Source organism: Candidatus Thiothrix putei (assembly GCA_029972225.1).
GTDB classification, from domain to species: domain Bacteria; phylum Pseudomonadota; class Gammaproteobacteria; order Thiotrichales; family Thiotrichaceae; genus Thiothrix; species Thiothrix putei.
This window is the reverse complement of the sequence record CP124756.1, coordinates 629,919-652,072: the sequence shown is the minus strand read 5'-3', so window position 1 is coordinate 652,072 and position 22,154 is coordinate 629,919. Positions and strand designations below refer to the sequence as shown.

General features: G+C 50.9%; 20 protein-coding genes. 8 read left to right on the top strand and 12 right to left on the bottom strand.

What is annotated here, in order from left to right:
- Positions 1–14 precede the first annotated feature (14 nt).
- Positions 15–1,295 (bottom strand): glutamate-1-semialdehyde 2,1-aminomutase, encoded by a 1,281-nt coding sequence (gene hemL, locus QJT81_03405; protein ID WGZ95047.1) that lies wholly within the window; start codon positions 1,293–1,295, stop codon positions 15–17.
- Between the two features lie 67 nt (positions 1,296–1,362).
- Here hemL and QJT81_03400 point away from each other — a divergent pair, with 67 nt between their 5' ends.
- Entirely contained in the window at positions 1,363–2,862 is a 1,500-nt protein-coding gene (locus QJT81_03400; protein ID WGZ95046.1) for a hypothetical protein, read from the top strand.
- Here the strand turns inward: QJT81_03400 and thiE are convergent.
- The 3 genes from thiE to QJT81_03385 are packed head-to-tail and all read right to left on the bottom strand — an operon-like array spanning position 2,783 to position 3,991.
- Positions 2,783–3,412, bottom strand: coding sequence for a thiamine phosphate synthase (gene thiE / locus QJT81_03395; protein ID WGZ95045.1), 630 nt, complete (start codon positions 3,410–3,412; stop codon positions 2,783–2,785). The two genes, QJT81_03400 and thiE, sit on opposite strands and share 80 nt — an antisense overlap.
- Before the next feature lie 28 nt (positions 3,413–3,440).
- The gene (locus tag QJT81_03390) at positions 3,441–3,743 is read right to left on the bottom strand and encodes a type II toxin-antitoxin system RelE/ParE family toxin (protein ID WGZ95044.1); all 303 of its coding nucleotides are present in this window, start codon (positions 3,741–3,743) and stop codon (positions 3,441–3,443) included.
- Positions 3,743–3,991 (bottom strand): type II toxin-antitoxin system ParD family antitoxin, encoded by a 249-nt coding sequence (locus tag QJT81_03385; protein WGZ95043.1) that lies wholly within the window; start codon positions 3,989–3,991, stop codon positions 3,743–3,745. The genes QJT81_03390 and QJT81_03385 overlap by 1 nt, the downstream gene beginning before the upstream one ends.
- 194 nt (positions 3,992–4,185) lie before the next feature.
- On the opposite strand from QJT81_03385, the gene QJT81_03380 reads away from it, so the two are divergent.
- On the top strand, positions 4,186–4,704 hold the full coding sequence (locus QJT81_03380; protein ID WGZ95042.1) for a DUF4143 domain-containing protein: 519 nt from the start codon (positions 4,186–4,188) through the stop codon (positions 4,702–4,704).
- On the opposite strand, the gene QJT81_03375 is transcribed toward QJT81_03380, so the two are convergent.
- Together QJT81_03375 and QJT81_03370 are read right to left on the bottom strand one after the other, a co-directional pair.
- Positions 4,701–5,507 (bottom strand): hydroxymethylpyrimidine/phosphomethylpyrimidine kinase, encoded by an 807-nt coding sequence (locus QJT81_03375; protein WGZ95041.1) that lies wholly within the window; start codon positions 5,505–5,507, stop codon positions 4,701–4,703. The two genes, QJT81_03380 and QJT81_03375, sit on opposite strands and share 4 nt — an antisense overlap.
- The gene (locus QJT81_03370; protein WGZ95040.1) at positions 5,501–8,212 is read right to left on the bottom strand and encodes a bifunctional acetate--CoA ligase family protein/GNAT family N-acetyltransferase; all 2,712 of its coding nucleotides are present in this window, start codon (positions 8,210–8,212) and stop codon (positions 5,501–5,503) included. Before QJT81_03370 ends, QJT81_03375 begins: the two co-directional genes overlap by 7 nt.
- Positions 8,213–8,306: 94 nt before the next feature.
- Between QJT81_03370 and QJT81_03365 the strand changes: the two genes are divergently transcribed.
- Positions 8,307–9,236, top strand: coding sequence for a histone deacetylase family protein (locus QJT81_03365; protein ID WGZ95039.1), 930 nt, complete (start codon positions 8,307–8,309; stop codon positions 9,234–9,236).
- A gap of 3 nt (positions 9,237–9,239) precedes the next feature.
- Here QJT81_03365 and QJT81_03360 read toward each other — a convergent pair whose 3' ends face one another.
- Both QJT81_03360 and QJT81_03355 read right to left on the bottom strand, forming a co-directional pair.
- Entirely contained in the window at positions 9,240–10,490 is a 1,251-nt protein-coding gene (locus QJT81_03360) for a trypsin-like serine protease (protein WGZ95038.1), read from the bottom strand.
- Positions 10,491–10,792: 302 nt separating this feature from the next.
- Complete coding sequence (locus QJT81_03355; protein WGZ95037.1) at positions 10,793–12,514, bottom strand: hypothetical protein; 1,722 nt, start codon at positions 12,512–12,514, stop codon at positions 10,793–10,795.
- Positions 12,515–13,147: 633 nt separating this feature from the next.
- Between QJT81_03355 and QJT81_03350 the strand changes: the two genes are divergently transcribed.
- From QJT81_03350 to QJT81_03330, 5 genes are all read left to right on the top strand, one after another.
- A complete protein-coding gene (locus QJT81_03350; GenBank protein WGZ95036.1) occupies positions 13,148–14,428 on the top strand; it encodes an FAD-dependent oxidoreductase in 1,281 nt (426 codons plus the stop codon).
- Position 14,429: 1 nt separating this feature from the next.
- The gene (locus QJT81_03345; GenBank protein WGZ95035.1) at positions 14,430–16,646 is read left to right on the top strand and encodes a hydrogenase iron-sulfur subunit; all 2,217 of its coding nucleotides are present in this window, start codon (positions 14,430–14,432) and stop codon (positions 16,644–16,646) included.
- Positions 16,647–16,659: 13 nt separating this feature from the next.
- Complete coding sequence (locus QJT81_03340; GenBank protein ID WGZ95034.1) at positions 16,660–17,295, top strand: 4Fe-4S dicluster domain-containing protein; 636 nt, start codon at positions 16,660–16,662, stop codon at positions 17,293–17,295.
- Positions 17,296–17,311: 16 nt separating this feature from the next.
- Positions 17,312–18,211 carry a CoB--CoM heterodisulfide reductase iron-sulfur subunit B family protein gene (locus tag QJT81_03335; GenBank protein WGZ95033.1) on the top strand — a complete coding sequence of 300 codons (900 nt, stop codon included), beginning with the start codon at positions 17,312–17,314 and terminating at the stop codon, positions 18,209–18,211.
- A 79-nt stretch (positions 18,212–18,290) separates the two neighbouring features.
- A complete protein-coding gene (locus QJT81_03330; protein WGZ95032.1) occupies positions 18,291–18,767 on the top strand; it encodes an FKBP-type peptidyl-prolyl cis-trans isomerase in 477 nt (158 codons plus the stop codon).
- Here the strand turns inward: QJT81_03330 and QJT81_03325 are convergent.
- From QJT81_03325 to QJT81_03310, 4 genes are all read right to left on the bottom strand, one after another.
- Entirely contained in the window at positions 18,764–19,255 is a 492-nt protein-coding gene (locus QJT81_03325) for a metallophosphoesterase family protein (GenBank protein WGZ95031.1), read from the bottom strand. The two genes, QJT81_03330 and QJT81_03325, sit on opposite strands and share 4 nt — an antisense overlap.
- 101 nt (positions 19,256–19,356) lie before the next feature.
- Positions 19,357–19,683: an RNA-binding protein gene (locus QJT81_03320; protein ID WGZ95030.1), complete on the bottom strand. Its 327-nt coding sequence runs from the start codon at positions 19,681–19,683 to the stop codon at positions 19,357–19,359.
- A gap of 179 nt (positions 19,684–19,862) precedes the next feature.
- Positions 19,863–20,780, bottom strand: a complete 918-nt coding sequence (locus tag QJT81_03315) for a YkgJ family cysteine cluster protein (protein WGZ95029.1) — start codon at positions 20,778–20,780, stop codon at positions 19,863–19,865.
- Between the two features lie 99 nt (positions 20,781–20,879).
- Positions 20,880–22,139, bottom strand: a complete 1,260-nt coding sequence (locus tag QJT81_03310; protein ID WGZ95028.1) for a 6-phosphofructokinase — start codon at positions 22,137–22,139, stop codon at positions 20,880–20,882.
- Positions 22,140–22,154 lie beyond the last annotated feature (15 nt).

Here is a 22,154-nt window from a genome sequence, read left to right as displayed (position 1 = left end):
GCATTCCTTACCGCTTATAAGCTGGCAAATACATCTTTGGCAATGGCGATGGTTTCATCCAAATCGGCTTGGGTATGGGCGTTGGATACAAATCCCGCCTCATACGCCGACGGCGCGAGATACACACCCCGGTCTAACATGCCGTGGAAAAAGCGGTTGAATTGTGGAATATTGCATTGAGTCACTTGCGCGTAAGTGTCGATGCGTGGTTCGGTGGTGAAGAACAAACCGAACATCCCACCCACTTGCTGAGTGATAAACGGCACACCGGCAGCGTCGGCGACTTGCTGCAAACCTTCGAGCAAGTACGTGGTTTTGCTGGTCAGTTCTGGGTAAAAATCATCGCGGGAAATGATTTCCAGCATTTTCAACCCCGCCGTCATCGCAATCGGGTTGCCGGATAACGTGCCAGCCTGATACACCGCGCCCAACGGCGACAACTGTTCCATAATGTCACGCCTGCCGCCGAACGCGCCGACCGGCATTCCGCCCCCAATGATTTTACCCAGCGTGGTAATGTCAGGCTTCACGCCATACACCTGCTGCGCCCCGCCCAATGCCACCCGAAAGCCCGTCATGACCTCATCGAAAATCAGTACCGCACCCGACTGATCACACACCTCGCGCAAGGTTTCGAGGAAACCATCGACAGGCGGGATGCAATTCATATTGCCGGAAACGGGTTCGACGATAATGCAAGCAATTTCATGCCCCCGCGCCGCGAACACTTCGCGCACCTGTGTGCTATTGTTATAGTCAAGCGTCAGGGTGTATTGCGCCAATGCTGCGGGAACACCGGGGGAACTCGGTTGTCCAAACGTCAACGCACCCGAACCGGCTTTCACCAGCAGCGAGTCACCATGACCATGATAGCCCCCTTCAAATTTGACCAAGAAGTTACGCCCGGTAAAGCCTCGTGCCAAGCGAATCGCCGACATCGTGGCTTCTGTACCCGAACTGGTCATGCGCACCATGTCGATCGACGGCATAATGGCGCAAATGCGCTCTGCCATGGTGATTTCCAATTCGGTGGGCGCACCGTAGCTCAAGCCATCCACCGCAGCGGCTTGCACCGCAGCGACGACTTCGGGGTGCGCGTGACCGGCGACCATTGGCCCCCACGAACCCACGTAATCAATCAAACGGTTGCCGTCTGCATCCCACATATACGCCCCTTGAGCACGGGCAATAAAACGGGGAGAACCACCGACACTGCGAAAGGCTCGTACCGGGGAATTAACCCCGCCGGGAATGGAATGTTTGGCTTGCTCAAATAACGTTTCAGAACGGGTCACGGCTGGCATCCTTGGCAGAATTGACGATAACAGGAAAGGCTTACAATCTTACGCGAGAGGTTTACACTTGAACAGTTACAAACTGGGTTTCAGCTTATTGGTAGCCATTGCTATCACCTTAGCTTACTGGTACGGCAAGCCCGATACACCGGCTACACCCTCGCAATCTGTCGCCACAGTAGCACACCTTGACACCCCGAATACAGCCGCACGCTTACCTTTTGCAGCAAGTATACCGTTAACAGCAACTGCGCAGAAGGCTACCCAAGGCATTGCCCCGCCAACGTCAACAGCAATCACCGGATTGCTCGCCAAACTTGACCCCTTACTCAGTGAAATCCACACCATTTTGCTGGAAATTTCCAGCTTACAACAACTACTCTACAACCCTTACGACCCTTATCAACAAGCTGATGAAGCAATGCGCGAAGCTTACCAACCTCGGCTTGATGCGTTATCCGAACGCCTCGACACACTCTTTCTGCAAGCTAAAAATATTTCCATTCCGCTGGCGCAACGGGCAGTGTGGGAGCAAGTGCTCAATCTGGGGCTAGACGACCCCGCGAGTTCACAAGCATTGAGCATCATGAGTAACACACTGGATGATGCGTTATTTAAAGACATGCTCAGCGTATTAGCCGCCGCCGGTGAACATTCTGGGCTGGCGCGTGCCAGCTTAGCCTTCAGCATCTTGCTACCACCGGAAACCCGTTACTACGATGGCAATGTGAACGCCGCCACCGTGCAACGCGCCACACCCCGCCAGCAATACATCAAAGATTTTCTGGAAATGCAATTCCCCCGCGAAACCGACCCCGAAGTACTCCGCGCCTATTTAGAAATTTACCGCACCATGTCACAAGATTCGCACGGCTTGGTTTCCGCCGAACAATTCGCCCAACAACTGGAAAATTTACGGGTTCATCTCAACCCCGACTACTATTTTAACTTCCGCTTACAGCAACAGAAATTGACTGACCCGAACACCGATGTCGCCGCCTTATTGCGCGACATTAACAGCACCGCCATGCCCCCAGAAGAGCGGCGCAGCATAATAACCCTGTTCAGCAATAGCATTTTCATGGAACTCTCCCCCAATGCGGCGGAAGCCAACGTCAACAAAGTGATACCCGAACAACACCGGCAACTACTGCTGCAATACCTCGACAATGCCTTAGCGCAACCCACCTTGCAAGACCGCTACTCACTCTCCGAATACGGGACGCAGCGCTATACCATGGAATTGCTCAAATACCGTGAACAAGCCGACGCGGTGTACTACCAACGCATTGTCGACAGCAAAACCTTAGCCGAACAAGTGGGCTTGATTTTGGGCGCACAAATGGCAGGCGTTCCAGTCATGGATAAACTGCAAAACAATGCGGCATTGCGCCAACGCCTCACCGCTCAATTGCAACAACCCAATTTAAGCGCGGATGCACGCTCAGCATTACAGGACGCCCTCAGCATGATCACGCCGGAATCGCCTATGCCGACTGAACCAGACTATGTTTCCGAACCAGTGCCTGATAGCGACTCGCCTGTTCTGCAATCGCCGGGCTACTGAATACATCGGTAATGACCGCCAGCATGTCTGCGCCATTTGCCAGCAAATCGGGGGCATTGTCCAACGTAATACCACCGATCGCGCAAATGGGTAGCGTGAGTTGCTGACGCGCTTGGTGTAACAATTCCAGTGTAGCGCGGGGTGCATTCGGTTTGGTGGGCGAGGGGAAAAAGCTGCCGAAGGCGATGTAATCCGCGCCCTGCTCTGCTGCATTCAGTGCCAGTTGTAGCTGATTATAGCAAGACACACCGATGATGGCGGTGTTACCTAAAACCTCCCGTGCAGCACTCAAGGCGGAATCGTCACGCCCCACATGCACACCATCCGCTTGCACGGATTTTGCTAATGCCACGTCGTCGTTGATGATAAAGAGCGCGTGGTGATCACGGCACAAGGAGCGTAAGGCAGTCGCTTCTTGTTCACGCCACACTTGATCGGTGGTTTTGTCGCGGTATTGCACGATAGCGGCACCGCCGCGCAGGGCTTGTTCGACTTTACTCAATAGCGCGTCGCCGGTTGAGCCGTCGGTGATGACGTAGAGTCCTTGCATCCTAAAAATCCTAGTTCAGACATAATCGCTATCTGTCTTGCAAATGCCGTTCGCTATCCATACTTTGGTGCAGAATACGGATAACTTCAACACACGCAAACATGCCCAACCGGTAAAAGATCAGATGCGAACCGACAGAATGTCGCTTATAACCAACGCGAATGTGGTCAATGGGTTGTCCCGCATTCGGATTTTCCGCCAAAAAGTCAAACGCATCCAGCAGTTTCTCACCGTACTGCTCGGTTTTCACCAGCCCCCACGTCGCAGCACCATAGCGCCAGATGTCTTTAATATCTTCCAGCGCCAACGGTGACAAGGAATATTGAGGCATTACTTGCTCCCCAACTCTGCACGCATGTTGCGCTTAAACGCTTCACGATCAAAGGGTTGGGGTTGCCCACTGTTTTCACCCGCTATCAGTGCTTCTCGCAAGCGTTGCACTCGCAATTCTTGTTCTTCCAACAAGCGCAAACCAGCACGGACAACTTCACTAACGGAATGATAATTCCCGGTACTCACCAAACGATCAACGAACGTTTCAAAGTGCGCACTGAGCGATATAGACGTATTTCGAGACATAACGCAATCCTCAAGGTTGTCGACTGTTTTGATTTTACCAAAAATTGGTATTTTGTCTATTAACTATCAGAACGCTTATTTTCAGATAAATATGGCTATTTTAAAGTAAACTCTACAATAGTCGAATTCGATACATCAAAAATATTCAGGGCTTACGGCTATTTTTGGACTTATTGCGGACACGTGTTGGCGGCATGGTAGTGCTCTCCAATCTCGCGCAAGACATTCAGATTGCCCCACAAACCGCCAAATCTTGGCTGGAGTCGTTGGAACGGATGTACGTTTTATTCACGGTTATGCCGTACACCCAATCCATTGCCCGCGCCATCATTAAGCCGCCAAAAGCCTATTTTTTCGATAACGCGGATGTGGTGGATGAGAAAGGTGCACGGTTTGAAAACCTGATTGCCAGCACCTTACTCAAACGTTTGCATTATCTGGAAGACCACGAGGGCTACCGCTGCGAACTGCGTTATATCCGCGATAAAGAAGGGCGCGAAGTGGATTTTGTCATCCTCAAAGACGGCGAATTGGAGGAGTTGATTGAGGTCAAGTACAGTGATGACGGGGTAGCGCCTGCGCTACGTTATTACACCGAACGCTTGAAACCCAAACGGGCAACCCAATTGGTTGCCACCTTGGATAAACCCTATGATGCACACGGTATCAGGGTCACGAATCCGTTTGCGTATTTTGCGGATGCGCCGTATTAAGCTTGCCGCCAATAAAACCGATCCGGCATCCACTGCCCGCGCCCGATCTTCCGCCCCGCCTGCAAACTGCCCCACGTATACGCCTGCGCCGCTGCCACCGCTTTGCTCATCTCCATCCCCTTCGCCAGATTCGCCGCGCACGCCGACGCCAACGTACACCCCGAACCGTGGTAAGTTTCCGGCAGCCGTTCCCACAACCAAGTACGCAAGCGCTTGCCATCGCCATACAGCGCATTTTCCACGCGCTCGGTTTCGGCATGAGTGCCAGTCAACAACACGTATTCACAGCCCTGATCCAGCAAGGAAAATGCCTGTTCATCCAGCGTCTCACCACGTACTGCCAGTTGCGCGGCTTCCGGCACATTCGGGGTCAGCAAGGTTGTCAGGGGCAACAGGTATTCGCGGATAGCACCCAACAATTCATCACTGGCAAAGCCTTTGCCCCCCCCAGCCGCCAGCACCGGGTCGAGAATCACCGGCACATCCGGCGCTTGCAACAGAATGCGATGCACCGCGCGCACCACCTCCACACTACCCAGCAAGCCGATTTTGAACGTCGCAATCGGCATATCCGCCAATAACGCTTCTGCTTGCTGCTCAATCAAATAATCTGCCAGCGGCTCAATGCGTTGCACATTGCGGGTATCTTGCACCGTCAAACAGGTAATCACACTCACCGCATGACAGCCTTGACTCGCAATCGCCTCACTATCCGCCTGAATGCCTGCCCCACCCGTGGGGTCATGCCCCGCCAAGGTCATTACCACCGGCACTGCCGATGCAACGCTATGCTCTGTTAGCAACAGGAATCTCCTAAACGTTTACTTACCATCACGACACCATCGTCCATCCCATCCTGATGACGGGTGAACCCCAAGCGCTGCATCAATTTCAGCATCCCGTGATTATGCGGCAACACTTCGCCCTCAATGGTACGCAAGCCTTTTGCTCGCGCCGCCTCAATCAAGGTTTGCATCATTAAGCCACCCAAACCCCGGTTCTGCCATTCATCGGCAATCACCAGCGCAAATTCGCAACTCATTTTATCGGGGTTAATCGCATACCGCGCCACCCCCATTTCCACTTCCTGCCCGTCTTGGCGGGTCAGTGCCAGAAACGCCATTTCACGGTCATAATCAATTTGCGTAAGCCGCACCAGCATGTCGGGCGTGAGTTCGCGCAATGCCTGCATGAAACGCATGTATCGCGATTCTTTCGACAGGTTACGCACGAATTCTTGCTCCATTTCCGCGTCTTCGGGGCGAATCGGGCGAATCACAATGTCCGTGCCATCCGGCAATTGCTGGCGTTTAACCAAATCATTCGGGTAGGGGTGAATCGCCATGTGATCATAACGCCGCGCCGTGGTCGGCGGGTAGTTGATAATGAAACGCGCATCCACTGCCATTACCCCATTAGCATCCGCCATCAGTGGATTGATGTCCATTTCCACTATTTCGGGCAATTCACACACCATTTCGGAGACGCGCTGCATCACTTTCCACAAGGAATCGAAATGGATCGGCGGCATATTGCGGAATTTACCCAGCAAACGCGCCACACGGGTACGGCACACAGTTTTCTTGATCATGTAATCGTTCAACGGCGGCAATGCCACGGCACGGTCACGGTGGATTTCCACCGAGGTGCCGCCCATACCAAAGCTGATCACCGGACCGAATACCGGGTCGCGTACCACACCGATCATCAGTTCACGCGATGAATTGCTGTGGTACATGCACTCCACGGTCACGCCATCAATCCGCGCTTCCGGCAAATTACGGCGTGTAGTTTCCAACAATTCTTGGTAAACACTGCGCACCGCATGGGCGCTGGCAACGTTGAGGCGCACCCCATCCACGTCCGACTTGTGGTGAATATCGGGGGAACTGATTTTCAGCACCACCGGATACCCCAGGGATTCCGCCGCCACCAACGCTTCCGCTGGACTGCGCACCAAAATAGTCGGCAATGCGGGAATGCGAAACGCCGACAAAATTGCCCGCGATTCGGTAGTAGACAGCGCCCGCCGCCCTTCTGCCAGCACGCTTTCAATGATTAACCGCGCCCCGTCCACATCCGGCTCGGTTTTTTGCTCCTGCACCGACGGCGGGACTTGCATCAGCAATTTCTGATTACTGCGGTATTGGGTGAGGTAAGCAAACGCTTCGACCGCTGCTTCGGGGGTGCGAAAATGCGGCACACCGGCTTCGGTCAATAGTTGGCGTCCGGCAGCTACTTGTTGTTCGCCCATCCAACACGTGAGAATCGGCTTGCAATGCTTGGCTTTTTTGCTGGCATCGCATGTGCCGATCACCGTAGTAGCCACACCAGCGGGATCGGTCATCGCCTGCGGGGTCAACATCACCAGAATGCCGTCGAGGTTGTCATCCTGCATACAAATTTTCAGCGCCGCCGCGTAACGTTCCGGGTCAGCATCACCGAGAATATCCACCGGATTGCCGTGCGACCAAGTGAATGGCAATACTTTATTCAACTCTGCCAACGTAGTCGGGGAAATCTCTGCCATGCGCAAGCCCATTTCCACCGCCCGATCCGTTGCCATCACGCCGGGGCCGCCGCCGTTGGTGATAATCAGCAAGCGGTCTTGCTGCACCCGAATGCCGGATGAAAGGATTTGTGCCGCCGAAAACAGTTGCGCAATGGTATTAGCACGTACCACACCGGCACGTTCCAGCGCGGCATCAAAGGCATCATCGCCGCCTACAATTGCGCCCGTGTGCGACATTACCGCGCGCGAACCTTCTTCGTAACGCCCTGCTTTCAACACAATCACCGGCTTCATGCGCGAAGCGGTGCGCAAACCGCTCATGAAGCCGCGTGCATCGTGAATCCCTTCCACATACAGCAAAATGCTATCGGTTTTGGGGTCAAGCGCTAGGTAATCGAGCGTATCGCCGAAATCCACATCCGCCGTATCGCCCAAGGTAATCACGGTCGAAAAACCGATACCTTGCGTGGCTGCCCAGTCCAAAATCGCGGTACACATCGCACCGGATTGTGACACCAGCGCCAGATTACCGGCTTGCGCTTGATTACGGCTAAACGTGGCATTCAAACCGACCGAGGGGCGCATAATCCCCAAACAATTCGGGCCAATGATGTGCATCGCGTATTGGCGGGCAATATCGGTAATGTCTTTTTGCAAACGCTGCCCACGATTACCCGCTTCGGCAAACCCAGCGGACAGCACCACCACACCCTTGGCCCCGTGTTCACCACATTGGCGAATAATACTAGGGACAGTCGCAGCAGGCGTTGCTACCACTGCTAGGTCAACCGGCTTGTTCAACGCCATCAAAGTCGGATAAGCTGCTTGACCTTGAATCTCCGTGTGTTTGGGATTGATGGGGTATAACGCCCCTTTAAACCCTGCGGACAATAAATTCTGGAACACCACGGTTCCCACGGCTTTTTCCCGCTCACTCGCACCGAATACCGCGACGCTTTGCGGGGCAAATAATTGATTTAAGTAATGGTGGCTCATGGCCAAAAACCTCTATGATAAACAGTTGCAAAAGCGCGGAAATCGGCTTTTGTTGCATTGCAACATATCTTACTCTGATTTGTGTGAAAAGAATATGACCGTCGCTGTAATTACCCATTCCCATTGCCATTTGCACGATAATGGCTCACCTCACCATCCCGAATGTGCGGAACGTCTGGATGCCATTAATAACCGCATGATTATGTCGGGTGTGGACTGGATTTCACGCCATTACGATTCGCATTGTGCCGAGCGCGAACACCTGTTGCGGGTGCATGATGCAGAGTACGTGGAACGGGTGTATGCCACCGCGCCTACCGAAGGTCACACCATGCTGGACGGTGATACCGGCATGAATCCGCATTCGTTGGATGCGGCTTTACACGCCGCTGGTGCGGTGGTAATGGCAGTCGATTTGGTAATGGCAGGTTCACACAAACACACGTTTTGCGCGATTCGCCCGCCCGGTCATCATGCCGGGCGCAACCGTGCGGCGGGTTTTTGCATTTTCAACAATGTGGCGGTTGGAGCGGCTCATGCCATTGAGGTGTATGGCATTGAACGGGTGGCGATTATTGACTTCGACGTACACCACGGTGATGGCACAGAAGAGATTTTCAGCGGCAATAACAAGGTAATGTTCTGTTCATCTTTCCAGCATCCGTTTTACCCGTTTAGCGGGGCGGATACTGATGTTCCCAATATTCGCAACTTACCACTGCCTGCCGGAACCGGTGGGGCGGCGTGGCGTGAAGCGGTGGAAGCCAGTTGGCTACCTGCCCTACGTGAATTTAAACCGGAATTGGTGATGATTTCTGCCGGATTTGATTCGCATTTGGAAGACGATATGGGTGGCTTTAATCTGGTGGAACGCGATTATATTTGGATCACCAAAGAACTGTGCCAGATTGCCAAGGAATTTGCCGAGGGAAGAGTGGTGTCGTGTTTGGAGGGAGGGTATGAGCTATCACCGCTGGGTCGGGCGGTGACAGCGCATATCAAAGAATTGGCAGAATTTCACTAACTATTAACTGCAATAACCCAATTGTGCATAAGTTTTAGTACTACCGGATGGTTTGGCGGTACATAACGTTTGCAATAACGAGCCGATGTTGCCTGCTCCATATGTCCCGTAGGTAAGGTTGGGGTAACGTGTGTTTTGGCGGAATTGTGACGCATAGTTATCCTTTGGAGTATTAGGGTCAGCGGATCCCCATGAGGTAACACCAACGACAACATTTCTGAGGGCTGCTGTACCTGCCACGGCTCCCGTGCCTCTTGCAGGATCTTGATAACCAAAGTTAGCAATCCACGGCCCACCACTGGAACCACCGGTCAAATCACTACCGGAGTAAATTTGTCCCGCACCCGATAGCGTTGTTAAATAGGCAGGGCCATCAGTACGTTGCATTATTCTGCCTGAGTCTAACAAAGCGGGGTATCCTAACGTAGAAATCGCTGCGGTACTGAGATTACCCGTTCTTGAGCTACTGACAAATGAATAATTATTCCAGCCATACGCTAATGCCCCGCCCACGACATCTTTAATAAACTGATTCGATGTATTTTTCTTAACAATCAACACAGCCAGATCATTATCACGCGCAGCACCAGTACCTACATCCGTACCATTTGCCCAACTAGCTGGTCGAACATAACTACCTATATCCCATGTACCATAAGGCACAGAACCATTGTACGTTGCTGGTGTAAAACGGAAATTGGTGAAGGTATTATTACCTGAACCAAAGTTTTGAATACAATGAGCAGCCGTAACAATAACACCGCTACGAATAAGGCTGGCAGAACATTGATGCATCAGCCCAGAAGAAGGATTGGTAAATGTTAATTTACCAATCGCACTATAAGGATAAGTTGCACTTAAATAATTAGCAGTTGAGTGTGCTACAACTGTTGTAGGTTTGTGAGACACCCTAGCCGAAGTATACGGAACCCCAAAAGACCCAAATGCCCGCCCAGTAATATCGCCACTCTTCGCCGTTACTTGGTTATCACCCATAACACCTGCTACTCCAGCCGCATTATTGCCAAACAGTGGCGATACTGAAGATGTGTCTGGTTTGATCAAAGGATTAACATAAGGTTTTGCCTGTGTAACTGCCCCTCCTGCTTTAGATACAGTAGCTTTATCATCATAGATGTTTTCAATCGCCATATCTCGATCAGTAACTGCTTGCCCTGCCGCAAATGAAGCATTAGCAATTGCCAAAACAGGCATTAATGAAAGTGTTAACAATTTAGTTATTTTCATGTTCATAATAAAATACTCTCCATTGATAAATTATCAGCAATGTATTTATTTAAAAAATAGGTTATACCTAGTTTTAAAAATTTCCAACTATTTAAAAACCACCTCCGCCATGCAGATAACTGCTACCAGTTTTTCATAAGCCCTTGCCCCATTGTTCCAACAATTACACGCCCAATATTAGCTGTATAGGCAATGGATGATAAATTATTGAAAGCCAAACCTTGATTTAAAATATCCCAAGTTTTATTAGTAGGATTAAATTGCAATACACCGGCTGATTGTGATGAATAACCACCATCAGTAAGTACTTAGGCATAAGTTACTCGGAACTTTGCAATCGTAACCGATTGATTTGTAAGGGGTGGTTTTTCCGAAAAACTTTTGCATAAGTACTTATACGCATAAGATGAAAGTGCCAATAACTCACCTTTCTTATATGGCGACGCGGCAACACTGCGTAGATAAGGGTTTTTATAAAGCCTAGACCAACTACTACCCTTGGTTCCCATCCAAATACCACCTAAATTAGTAGAGTTTTTCTGGTCAAATACTGCAATATAAACCTGATTCGGGGTAAGAGGGTCAGCAACGATATCGGATACAAAATAGCGCCCAGCACCATGAGGCACAAACAAATCTGCAAGCGACACGGCGGCTGTCATTCGCTCTGTATTCGTTAAACTCCACGTATTCCCACCATCTTGTGAGGTAAATACACCGGCACTACCTGCCGCATACACTAGGTTACGATTAAAATAATCAACGGCTGTTGAAGTACAATACGCCTGTACCCCATTCTGTTGTTGAGTGCGGCTACGGCAATCCAATACCTTTTTCCAATTTTTGCCATCGTCTTGACTGCGATACACATTACCGTTAGCTGTGACAAATAGCGTTCTCTGGTTAACGGGGCTATTGCGGTCAACAGACAAGCCAAACATTAAGGTAGCATCAGCATTCGGTATCCCATTCATACTGGTGCTCCATGAATCAAATTTGCCGGATTGATTGCTACGCATTAAGCTCATAACCCCCTCCACCGCTTTCCCCATCGCAGCCCACACCACGCCTTGACGGGATGGGTCAGTGATGATGGTCGAGGTATTACCGCCGTAATCGCCATCCCAGCCCTTTCCGGGTGCTTGGCAGCTTTCCCAGCTAGTGCCACTATTCAAACTCCGCCAACAACCAATATCGGCATACCCCGCAAATAGAATATTGTTAGCAGTCCAACGACTAGCCGCCACAGTATAAACATTGATATTCTCTAAACCGCGTGATGCCCAGGCTGTTCCAACGGCTTTGGTGAATAGGTTATTAAAGCTTTTACCATTATCATTACTTTGCAATGCCCATTGATCATTCACCATAACTATTCGGTTAGCATTACGTGGGTCAGTAGCAATTGTTCGTAAACTTTCACCGTTATGATAAAAACTTGTCAATAAATCAGCGTCCCCGCGTTCTGCATAGTGCCAATAATCTGGTATTTCCCACGTGGATTTAGCACCAATGCTATTGGTAACAGGGGTGGCTGACGTCCATGTAAATTGAGCACCAGATTTATTCGCCAGCCACACACCGTTTTTTGTACCCCATACGGTCAATGCATTACTAATAACTTTTACTTGACCACTTGCAGTCGTTGGTAACCATAAAGAATAACCGATATTTTTACCAAAATAATCATATTCAGGTGGCAATCCTGTATTACTCCAGCTAACACCTGCATTAGTAGAGTACAGAACGCCCACATCAGTGGACAGATACATCTCATTAGGATTAGCTTTAATCAGCCCAAAATCAAAAACTGTTTTTTTGATTGTAGGTGCAAACTCCTGCCATGTTTTCCCTGAGTTTGTGCTCTTATAAATCTTCTGGTTAGCTGCACTTTTAGGTACAAAACGATCAGGTGCTGATATAGCATAAAGTTCATTAGCTTTAGTCGGGTGCACAACTAACTTTTGAATTCTGATTTTTGATAATCCACTTGCTTGCTTTATCCACGTCGCCCCACTGTTCGTACTCATATAGATAGATGCATCAGCTTTATTGTAAGTACTTAGGCATAAGTTACTCGGAACCTTGCAATCGTAACCTATTGATTTGCAAGGGGTGGTTTTTCCGAAAAACTTTTGCATAAGTACTTACCGATAATACGTTAATAATTTAAAAGCCTAGAACTCGCACCTACGGACAAGCAGCGAACCATTCTGAGCTTTTAGCATGATTACAGCTTCATAGATCAATATCCAGATACTATAGTTTATGTTTATATTATTCAGCATAGTTTCATTTTATTCAATATTTCTTATCGGCATCTTTGTAAATTTTAGTTAGTTTATTTTTATGGCAAATAAAAAATAATTATGCACACCTTGATATTTCTTGTTTTGGTTATTTTTTGGTCATTTGCAGTATTCATACATTAGAATATAACGAATAATTGATATTTATCACACTTTCGTTAACTCATAAATTTATTTGATTTGCAAATCAATAAAAGCGCGTATCCCTATCAGGGTACACGCTGGAATCAGGCGCATAAAATATAGTATGCTGCTTGCCACTTCAGGAGTGCACCACCGTCCAATTCGTACACATTGGGCTAAACAACGGTGCATCTCATAGGATTCCAAAATGTCTTTGACGGAGGAGCCTCAATGACGGATGTCGTTGCAACCAACCAGACCATTATCGTCGTCGGCGGCGGTATCAGTGGCATGACCACTGCACTCGAAGCAGCCGAAACGGGTAAGCAGGTCATTTTGCTAGAAAAACGCCCTTACTTAGGGGGACGTGTTTCCCAGCTTTACAAATACTTCCCTAAAATGTGTCACCCGACCTGCGGTCAAGAAATCAATCAACGCCGCATTAAGATGAACAAAAATCTCACGGTGATTACGCAGGCGGAAGTTTCCAACATCAGCGGAGAAAAGGGCGATTACACGGTTTCCGTGACCATTACCCCGCGTTACGTCAACAGCAATTGCACCGCTTGCGGCGACTGCGCCAAGGCTGCCACGACTGAATTTGACGATGAATTCAACTACAACCTCGGCAAGCGCAAGAGCGTTTACCTGCCCAACGCAATGGCATTCCCCCAGCAATACGTGATTGACCAGCGCATCATTGGCACCGTCGAAGCCGACGCTGCCAAAGCGGCCTGCAAATACGGCGCAATCGAGCTGGATCAGCAAGTCGAAACCCTCGACCTGAAAGCCGGTGCGGTGGTGTTTGCCACAGGTTGGAAGCCTTACGACGCGAACAAGATTCAGCCTTACGGCTACGGCCGTTTTGCCAACGTCATTACCAACGTCGAATTTGAACGCTTGATGGATCCGCATGGCCCCACCAACGGCAAATTGCTGCGCCCTTCCGACGGTAAAGAAGCGAAAAACATCGCCTTCATTCAGTGCGCGGGTTCGCGGGATAAAAACCATCTAGCGCATTGTTCACGCATTTGTTGCATGGCTTCCCTCAAGCAAACCAACTACGTGCAGGAAAAGTTTGGTGACGACGGCAAATCCACGATTTACTACATCGACATGCGGGCGATTGACCGTTTTGACGATTTCTACCAAAACGTGCAAGCCAACCCGAACGTCAGCTTCATCAAGTCCAAAGTCGCCAAGATTGAGGAAGACAAAGCGACCGGCAACCCTGTCCTGCACGGCGTGAACACCGAAGGCTACCACCGTTACGCCAACCAACACGATCTCGTGGTATTGGCAACGGGCATGGAACCCAGCGTGGATTTCAAAGGTTTCCCGATCAAGATTCTGGTCAACGATGAAGGCTTCATCGAACATGACGACAGCAACGGCGGCATTTTTGCGGCTGGGGTTGCCTCCGACGCGCTGGACGTAAACCGCGCAGTGCAACACGCCACGGCTGCGGCCTTGCGTGCGGTGCAAGTCGTCAATCAGGTAGCAGGAGCATAAGATGAAAATTGGTGGTTATCTGTGTACGGGTTGCGGCATTGGCGACCGTCTTGACACTAAATCCCTCGAATCAGTAGCCGTGCGCGAAGGTCGGATTGGCTTCTGCAAGACCCACGACTTCCTGTGCAGTCAGGCAGGCGTGGACATGATCAAAGCCGACATGGCAGCGGAAGGCGACGACAAAGTAACCAAAGCGGTCATTATGGCGTGTTCGCGCCGTGCCAAAACCGAAAGTTTCAACTTCGGGGCAGTGCCAACCGCGCGCGTCAACTTGCGTGAAGGTGTCATCTGGATTCGTCCTGAAGGCAGCGAACACGACGAAACCACGCAGGAAATGGCAGCCGACTACATCCGCATGGGTTGCGCCGAAGTCAAAGCGATGCAACAAGCCGATGCCAGCGGTGAGCAAGGCAAAAACAACCACATTATGGTGGTCGGCGGCGGCATTACCGGCATGACGGCGGCACTCGAAGCCTCCAAAGCCGGTTACTACGCCAGCATTATCGAAAAGTCCGACCGTTTGGGCGGCGTGATGGGGCAACTCAAGCAACGCCAGCCGGAACATTCCCCGTTCCAAAACCCGCAAGATACCGGCGTTGCAGCCCTGATCGCAGCGGTGGAAGCCGATGACAAAATCACGGTTTACCTGAATTCCAGCATTGCGAAAACTGCGGGTGCGCCAGGGCGTTTCGAGGTGGATATTGCCTCTACCGTAGGCGCAGGCACGCACGCTGAATTCGGCGCAATTGTGCAAGCCACTGGCTTCACCCCTTACGATGCCAATAACCTGCCAGAATTCAGCTACGGCAAATCACCGAACGTTGTGACTCAACTGGAACTGGAAGCACTGGCTCGCGCCGCAGGCGATGGCCCAATCAAACGTGCTGACGGCAAAGTGGTCGAAAACGTGGTATTCGTGCAATGCGCGGGTCAACGCAGTACCAAGGAAGGGCATTTGTCCTACTGTTCCGGTCATTGCTGCGCTACCAGCATCAAGCAAGCGATGTATTTCAAAGACAGTAACCCTGACATTGAAACCACCGTATTGTTTGACGACATCCGTACACCGGGTGCTGGCGGCGAAAACTTCTACCGCAGTGCGCAAGACAAATTTGTGACTTTCCGTAAAGGCAAAGTCTCCACAGTTGACGTTAAAGGCAATGATTTGCAAGTCAATTTCAAGGATTTGATCCTTGACGAAGACGCGCAGATGGGTGCTGATCTGGTGGTATTGGCGACGGGCATGTTACCCAACTCCGGTACTGACATCGACACCATGAAGGACAAGGACGAAAGCGGCGAAGTGAAAGTCTCCGTCGAATCCATCCTCAACCTGAACTACCGCCAAGGCCCGGATATGCCGCAATTGGTGAATGGTTTCACCGATTCGCATTTCATCTGCTTCCCGTATGAAACCCGCCGCACGGGTATCTACAGTGCAGGCCCGGTACGCCGCCCAATGGATGCCGCGCAAGCGCAAACCGACGCAATGGGCGCGGTGATGAAAGCGATTCAGGCGATTGAAAACTCCGCGATTGGTCGCGCAGCACACCCCCGTTCCGGCGACTTGAGCTTCCCGTCATTCCGTAAGGAAGGTTGCACCCAGTGCAAACGCTGCACCGTGGAATGCCCGTTCGGTGCGATTGACGAAGATGAAAAAGGCTACCCGCAATACAACGAAGCGCGTTGCCGCCGTTGCGGGACGTGCATGGGTGCTTGCCCGGTACAGGTTATTTCCTTCAAGAACTACTCCATCGAAACCATCGGGGCGCAATTGAAAGCCGTCGATGTGCCGGATGAGTTCCAGGAAAAGCCGCGTATTCTGGTACTAGCGTGCGAAAACGATGCCTACCCTGCCCTCGACATGGCAGCCATGAAACGCAACGAATCCAGCGCGTTTATCCGCGTGATTCCAGTGCGTTGCCTCGGCTCGACCAACACCATCTGGATTAAGGATGCATTGGGTAGCGGCTATGACGGCGTGGTGATGATGGGCTGCAAAAAAGGCGCAGATTATCAGTGCCATTTTGTCAAAGGCTCGGAAATGGCGCATGTTAGGATGGCGAAAATCGGTGACACCCTGTCGACCATGAACCTCGAATCCGATCGCGTCGCGGTGCATGAAGTCGCCATTACCGACATCGACCGCGCACCCAAACTGCTGGATGAGATGGTTGAAGTGATTAACCGTGTCGGCCTCAGCCCGTTCAAGTTCTAAGGAGGATGCTGGAATGACTACTGCTGTCAATCAAGCGATGGTTGAAAAATACAAAGGCAACTTCCTCAAAGAAGTGACGGATAACGTCGAGGAAGGCAACTGGGTCAAAATGTGTATGCAATGTGGCGTGTGTTCCGGTTCGTGCCCGCTGGGGCCGCACTGGGATCACCCGCCGCAAGAATTATTCATGATGATCCGCGCCAACAAGCGTGACGAAGTGCTGTCATCCACCTCGATGTGGATGTGTACCTCGTGCTACAACTGCGTGGCGCGTTGCCCGCGTGGTCTGCCGATTACGCACATCATGCACGGCTTGGCGCACTACGGTAAGCGCATGGGCATGAAACCCAAGAACCAACCAACGGAAAAGTTCGGGCAAATGTTCTGGGATAACCTGATCAAGAAAGGTCGTGTCAACGAGCTGAAACTGGGTCTGGGCTTGTACTTCAAAGACGGTTTCGCCGAAGGCGTGAAAGTGTCGATGGGCAAACAAAAGCTAGGGTTAAACATGATGAAAGCCAAGCGTATGTCACCGATGGAAATGCTCGGTGGGCATGGCGTTAGCGATCTTTCTGGCTTCCACGCCATGCTGAAAAAAGCCGAAGAGCTGGAAGCAGCACGTGTCGGCACCAACACTGACGCGAAATGAGGAGGATGAGGTAACAATGGCAAAGCATGAATATTCTTACTACCCCGGCTGTTCTTCCCAGAAGGGAGCATCGTCTTCCAACTTGGAAAAGTCGGTGGAAACCCTGTGCGAAGAGCTGGACATCAAGCTGAATCCAATCCCGGATTGGAACTGCTGCGGTGCTTCCATCGGTTATGCGGGCGGTGGCGAACTGCCGCGCATGACGCTTTCCGCACGTAATTTGGCGTTGTCCGAAAAGCATCACCCGGATCAGGACGTGGTAGCCACTTGCGCCGCTTGCTGGCTCAACACCCGCGAAGTGCAGGAACGCTTGAACCACAACCCGACCCTGAAAGCCGAAACCAATATTGCGCTGCAATCGGTGAAGCTGGAATACAAGGGCAACAAAAAAGTCCGCCACATGGTGGAAGTGTTGATCGAAGACATCGGCTACGACGTGTTGGGTTCCAAGGTTAAAAAGCCGTTGGAAGGGCTGAAAATCGCCGGTTACGTCGGTTGCCAAACCAACCGCCCATTCGGAATTGCCGGTGAATCGTTCGAGAACCCGATGTATCTGGATAAGATGGTCGAAACCCTCGGTGCGGAAGCCCTCACCAAGTACGACAAAAAAGTTGCTTGCTGTAGCGGTGCGCTGATGTTCTCTGAACCGGAAAAAGGTCAGGCATTGGTCAAGGACATCATCGAATCCGCTTACGACAGCGGCGCGAACATGATCGTCACCCCATGCCCACTGTGCCAAGCCAACGTTGAAATCTACCAAGATGACATCAATGCGCGTTACAAGACCAATTTCGACATGCCGGTCATGTACTACAGCCAGTTGATGGATGTGGCATTTGGGCGTTCCGCATTGGATGCAGCGTTGAATGGCAACATTATCCAATCCAAAAAATTGCGTGAAATTGCTGACAAATAAACGATAACTAACCGTTTATCGCACGTTTAGGGAAAAGGGGGCATAATGCCCCTTTTTTCTTGCCAAGGAATTGATAAACATGAAAACAACCACATTATTAGCACTGGCAGTGGCACTCTCCGGCAGCGTTTTTATGAGCGCGTGTTCGGATAAAACCGCCACAACGAGTACCACTGGCACTTCTTCCCCACAAGCAACGGATATTAAAATGGTCGATTTAGTTAAAACGGATGTAAAAGTAGGCGACGGCGCAGAAGCTACCGCTGGCAAGATGGTTTCTGTGCATTACACAGGCTGGTTGTATGACGAAGCCGCTGCTGACAAACACGGCAAGAAGTTTGACAGCTCCCGTGATCGCGGACAGCCTTTCCAATTCCCACTGGCTGGTGGGCAAGTGATCAAAGGCTGGGATGAAGGCGTACAAGGCATGAAAATCGGCGGGCAACGCACCCTGATTATCCCTGCGGAAATGGGCTACGGTGCGCGTGGCGCGGGCGGCGTGATTCCACCAAACGCCACGCTGGTATTTGACGTTGAATTGCTCGGCGTAAATTAATCCGCAAAACGGATTTCGCGAATATCCCAAGTCTGGTCATTCGCACTCAACACCAAACAGGATGGCCCGCCATGATTGCGGGTCAGCCCTGCCGCACCGGGATTCACCACCCACGGCAACGCGCTTTTATCTTGCACCATCTTATGGGTATGTCCGTAAACAATCACGCGAGCATCAGGGTGTTGCGCACGTAAAGAATCGTGGCAAGGGGTGTGATGCCCGTGTTCATGCCCATGCTCAATGCAAATCTTACCGCCCGGCAATTCCAATTCACTAATGGATGGCAGCGGAAAATCAATCATGCAACGTGGTTCATTGTTGCCCGCTACCGCAATCACCATTGCACTTTTGGGTTGCATCGCTGCGAGTACATTTTCCCCGCAAATATCCCCTGCATGAATGGCGTAATCACACTCACGGATGATTTCGATAATGCGCGGGTCAAGATGTCCGTGCGTATCGGAAATAATAGCGACAGAAACAGTCATTATTTTTACCCTAAAACTCTTAATTTGGTTGTCATTGTCGCAAAAGCAAAAACCCGGCACAAGGCCGGGTTTTTGGAATGCTTGGTTAAGCCGAGGGCTTATTACCAGCGACCGCCGCCGCCGCCACCGCTACGACCACCGCCAAAACCACCGCCACCACTGCGATTGTTATCGCGTGGTGCTTGTGGTTTCGCTTCGTTAACTTTCATACCGCGACCGCCCATATCAGCACCATTCAGGCCATCGATAGCTTTTTGAGCTTCGCTGCTGCTGGACATTTCTACGAATGCAAAGCCTTTGTTTTGCCCGGTATCACGGTCAGTGATAACGCTAACAGATGTCACTTCGCCGTATGCAGAGAACTTTTCTTGCAAACCTTGTTGAGTGACGGAATAAGGCAAATTGCCAACGTAAAGTTTAGTAGCCATGAGAACCTCCTTAAGGTTTTCGTAAACCGTTCAAGAGGATGTAGACAGGATGCCCGCAGACTCGAAAGAAACGATGTAAAATGAAGTGCTAAGTATACAGGTTTTCCGGCGGGTAGATAGCCCGCCAGTCGGATAAAACCGAAATAACCCAGAAATTTATACGAGCAGCTTTGTGCTCACTAAACCGCACCGGGTTCTAAGCCACTGTTCAAAGCTGCTTGGCGTTCTTCTTCGGCACGTTTCAAATGCAATTCAACAGCAGCTTTGTGGCGCAATTCAATAATATCCTTACGCTCTTCCCAACGTTTTTCAAGAACATTTTCGTGCGTCGGAATGGTTTGCTCATCAAACAACACTTGGCGCAGCAAGCGGAAGGCAAACTTTTGCAAGATCACGTCATCTTGGAAAGACGCACGGTCTTCATCACTGATCATGTAAGCCTTAGCAAACGCGGGGCTTTCCACAAAGCGACGGAAGCGGTCAATATCGAAGCTCGCCATGAAATACAACTGGAAACTCAGCGGATCGGGCTTGCCAATCGCAGGGCCTGCTGATTTCTTCTTCAGCATCAACTGCATCCACTCGCGGTTGATTTCGTCGTATTCTGGCACGCCCTGTGCTGCACGGTAATCGCGGACGGTCATCACCTTGTCAGTATTCCAACCTTGGCAATGCTCTTCCTTATTACGAAAATAATATTGCACGTCTTGGTAAGTATCTGCCGCACGGTGTGATAACAGCCCCAGCCCGTAATAACGGCAAGCGGCAGGGCGATCTTCATATACGCTGCAACCTTCTTCACGCACGAACAAACAGGTTTTGTTGTCGTCAGTACGCAATTTGATGCCGGGAGTGCCGTGACCATCCGTCTCAAACGGCACGGTATGCTTGTCGAGGAATTCGCTGGAAGTCATGCCCAAGCGTTTTTTCAGGCGCAGGATGTCATACGGTGCGAGGGTTACATCCGCAGCCTTACAGCAAATATTGAAACAGGAAACACCAGGGTGGCAGTTAAACTGGATAGTGGTGTCATCCGTCAGCAGTTCAGGAATGAGGGAGCTTTGGAATTCCTCAGGAATGTCGAGTTTTTCAGCCATGATCTTTAGTTACCGGGGTATGTACTGTATGAAACGATCAGTATAAAAAGAACGCCCCTGTTGTGCAAACAGGGGCGTTACTTGTGGGGAAGTTAAGGTTTACAGCTCGAACGCTGGCAGCTTTTTATCCAGCAATACATGCTTCAACGTCACGTATTTCGGCATCCCGTTTTCGTATGGCGGATAGTCTTCGCCTTCGATCAACGGTTGCAGGTATTCGCGGCAAGCGTCGGTAATGCCGTAGCCATCTGCACTGATGTATTCCAGCGGCATCATTTTTTCGACGTTGGCAATGTCTTTCAACTCGCCTGAACCAATGTGCCAAGTGTACGGATTATTGGAGTCACGGATAACCGCTGGCATGACCGAGTTTTTGCCTTCCAGTGCCAGTTCAACCGCAGCCTTGCCCAGTGCGTAAGCTTGTTCCACGTCAGACTTGGACGACAAGTGACGCGCCGCACGTTGCAGGTAATCCGCAACCGCCCAGTGGAATTTATACCCCAGCGCATCTTTGATCATATTCGCAACGACAGGAGCCGCACCGCCCAATTGCGCATGACCGAACGAGTCGCGAGTGCCCTGCTCCGCCAAGAATTTGCCGTCTGGATAATGGCAACCTTCGGAGACCACGATGCTGCAATAGCCGTACTGTTTCACTTTCGCGTCAACGGTCGCCAGGAATTTTTCCTGATTGAACTCAACTTCAGGGAACAGGATAACAACCGGAATATCGTTGTTAGCATCGGCTGCCAAACCGCCTGCCGCTGCAATCCAGCCCGCGTGACGCCCCATGACTTCCAGCACGAAAATCTTGGTGGAAGTGGCACACATGGAAGCCACATCGTAGCTCGCTTCACGGGTAGACACCGCGATGTACTTAGCAACCGAACCAAAACCAGGGCAGTTGTCAGTAACAGGTAAATCGTTATCCACTGTTTTGGGGACATGGATTGCTTGGATCGGGAAGCCCATAGCATCCGCCAATTGGGAAACTTTCAAACAGGTATCCGCAGAGTCACCGCCGCCGTTGTAGAAGAAGTAACCGATGTTATGCGCTTTGAACACTTCGATCAGACGATCGTATTCACGCTTGTTCTTTTCCAGACTTTTCATCTTGTAGCGGCAAGAGCCGAATGCGCCGGATGGGGTGTGGCGCAAGGCTGCGACATCTGCATCGGAAATCTTGCTGGTATCAATCAGGTTTTCCAGCAATGCGCCGATAATGCCGTTTTGCCCCGCGTATACCGTGCCGATCTTGTCACTGTGCTGGCGGGCGGTTTCAATCACGCCGCAGGCTGAAGCGTTGATGACGGCGGTAACACCACCGGACTGTGCGTAAAAAGCATTCTTAACGGTCATAACACAAACTCCTCT

Excerpts from the sequence above, each read along its gene's own strand:
- QJT81_03325 (WGZ95031.1), bottom strand. The coding sequence starts at position 19,255 with ATGACTGTTTCTGTCGCTATTATTTCCGATACGCACGGACATCTTGAC.
- QJT81_03315 (WGZ95029.1), bottom strand. The coding sequence starts at position 20,780 with ATGGCTGAAAAACTCGACATTCCTGAGGAATTCCAAAGCTCCCTCATT.
- QJT81_03390 (WGZ95044.1), bottom strand. The coding sequence starts at position 3,743 with ATGCCTCAATATTCCTTGTCACCGTTGGCGCTGGAAGATATTAAAGAC.
- QJT81_03335 (WGZ95033.1), top strand. The coding sequence starts at position 17,312 with ATGGCAAAGCATGAATATTCTTACTACCCCGGCTGTTCTTCCCAGAAG.
- thiE (WGZ95045.1), bottom strand. The coding sequence starts at position 3,412 with ATGCAAGGACTCTACGTCATCACCGACGGCTCAACCGGCGACGCGCTA.
- QJT81_03355 (WGZ95037.1), bottom strand. The coding sequence starts at position 12,514 with ATGAGTACGAACAGTGGGGCGACGTGGATAAAGCAAGCAAGTGGATTA.
- QJT81_03380 (WGZ95042.1), top strand. The coding sequence starts at position 4,186 with ATGGTAGTGCTCTCCAATCTCGCGCAAGACATTCAGATTGCCCCACAA.
- QJT81_03340 (WGZ95034.1), top strand. The coding sequence starts at position 16,660 with ATGACTACTGCTGTCAATCAAGCGATGGTTGAAAAATACAAAGGCAAC.
- QJT81_03345 (WGZ95035.1), top strand. The coding sequence starts at position 14,430 with ATGAAAATTGGTGGTTATCTGTGTACGGGTTGCGGCATTGGCGACCGT.
- QJT81_03350 (WGZ95036.1), top strand. The coding sequence starts at position 13,148 with ATGACGGATGTCGTTGCAACCAACCAGACCATTATCGTCGTCGGCGGC.
- QJT81_03385 (WGZ95043.1), bottom strand. The coding sequence starts at position 3,991 with ATGTCTCGAAATACGTCTATATCGCTCAGTGCGCACTTTGAAACGTTC.
- QJT81_03370 (WGZ95040.1), bottom strand. The coding sequence starts at position 8,212 with ATGAGCCACCATTACTTAAATCAATTATTTGCCCCGCAAAGCGTCGCG.
- QJT81_03365 (WGZ95039.1), top strand. The coding sequence starts at position 8,307 with ATGACCGTCGCTGTAATTACCCATTCCCATTGCCATTTGCACGATAAT.
- QJT81_03360 (WGZ95038.1), bottom strand. The coding sequence starts at position 10,490 with ATGAACATGAAAATAACTAAATTGTTAACACTTTCATTAATGCCTGTT.
- QJT81_03310 (WGZ95028.1), bottom strand. The coding sequence starts at position 22,139 with ATGACCGTTAAGAATGCTTTTTACGCACAGTCCGGTGGTGTTACCGCC.
- QJT81_03330 (WGZ95032.1), top strand. The coding sequence starts at position 18,291 with ATGAAAACAACCACATTATTAGCACTGGCAGTGGCACTCTCCGGCAGC.
- QJT81_03320 (WGZ95030.1), bottom strand. The coding sequence starts at position 19,683 with ATGGCTACTAAACTTTACGTTGGCAATTTGCCTTATTCCGTCACTCAA.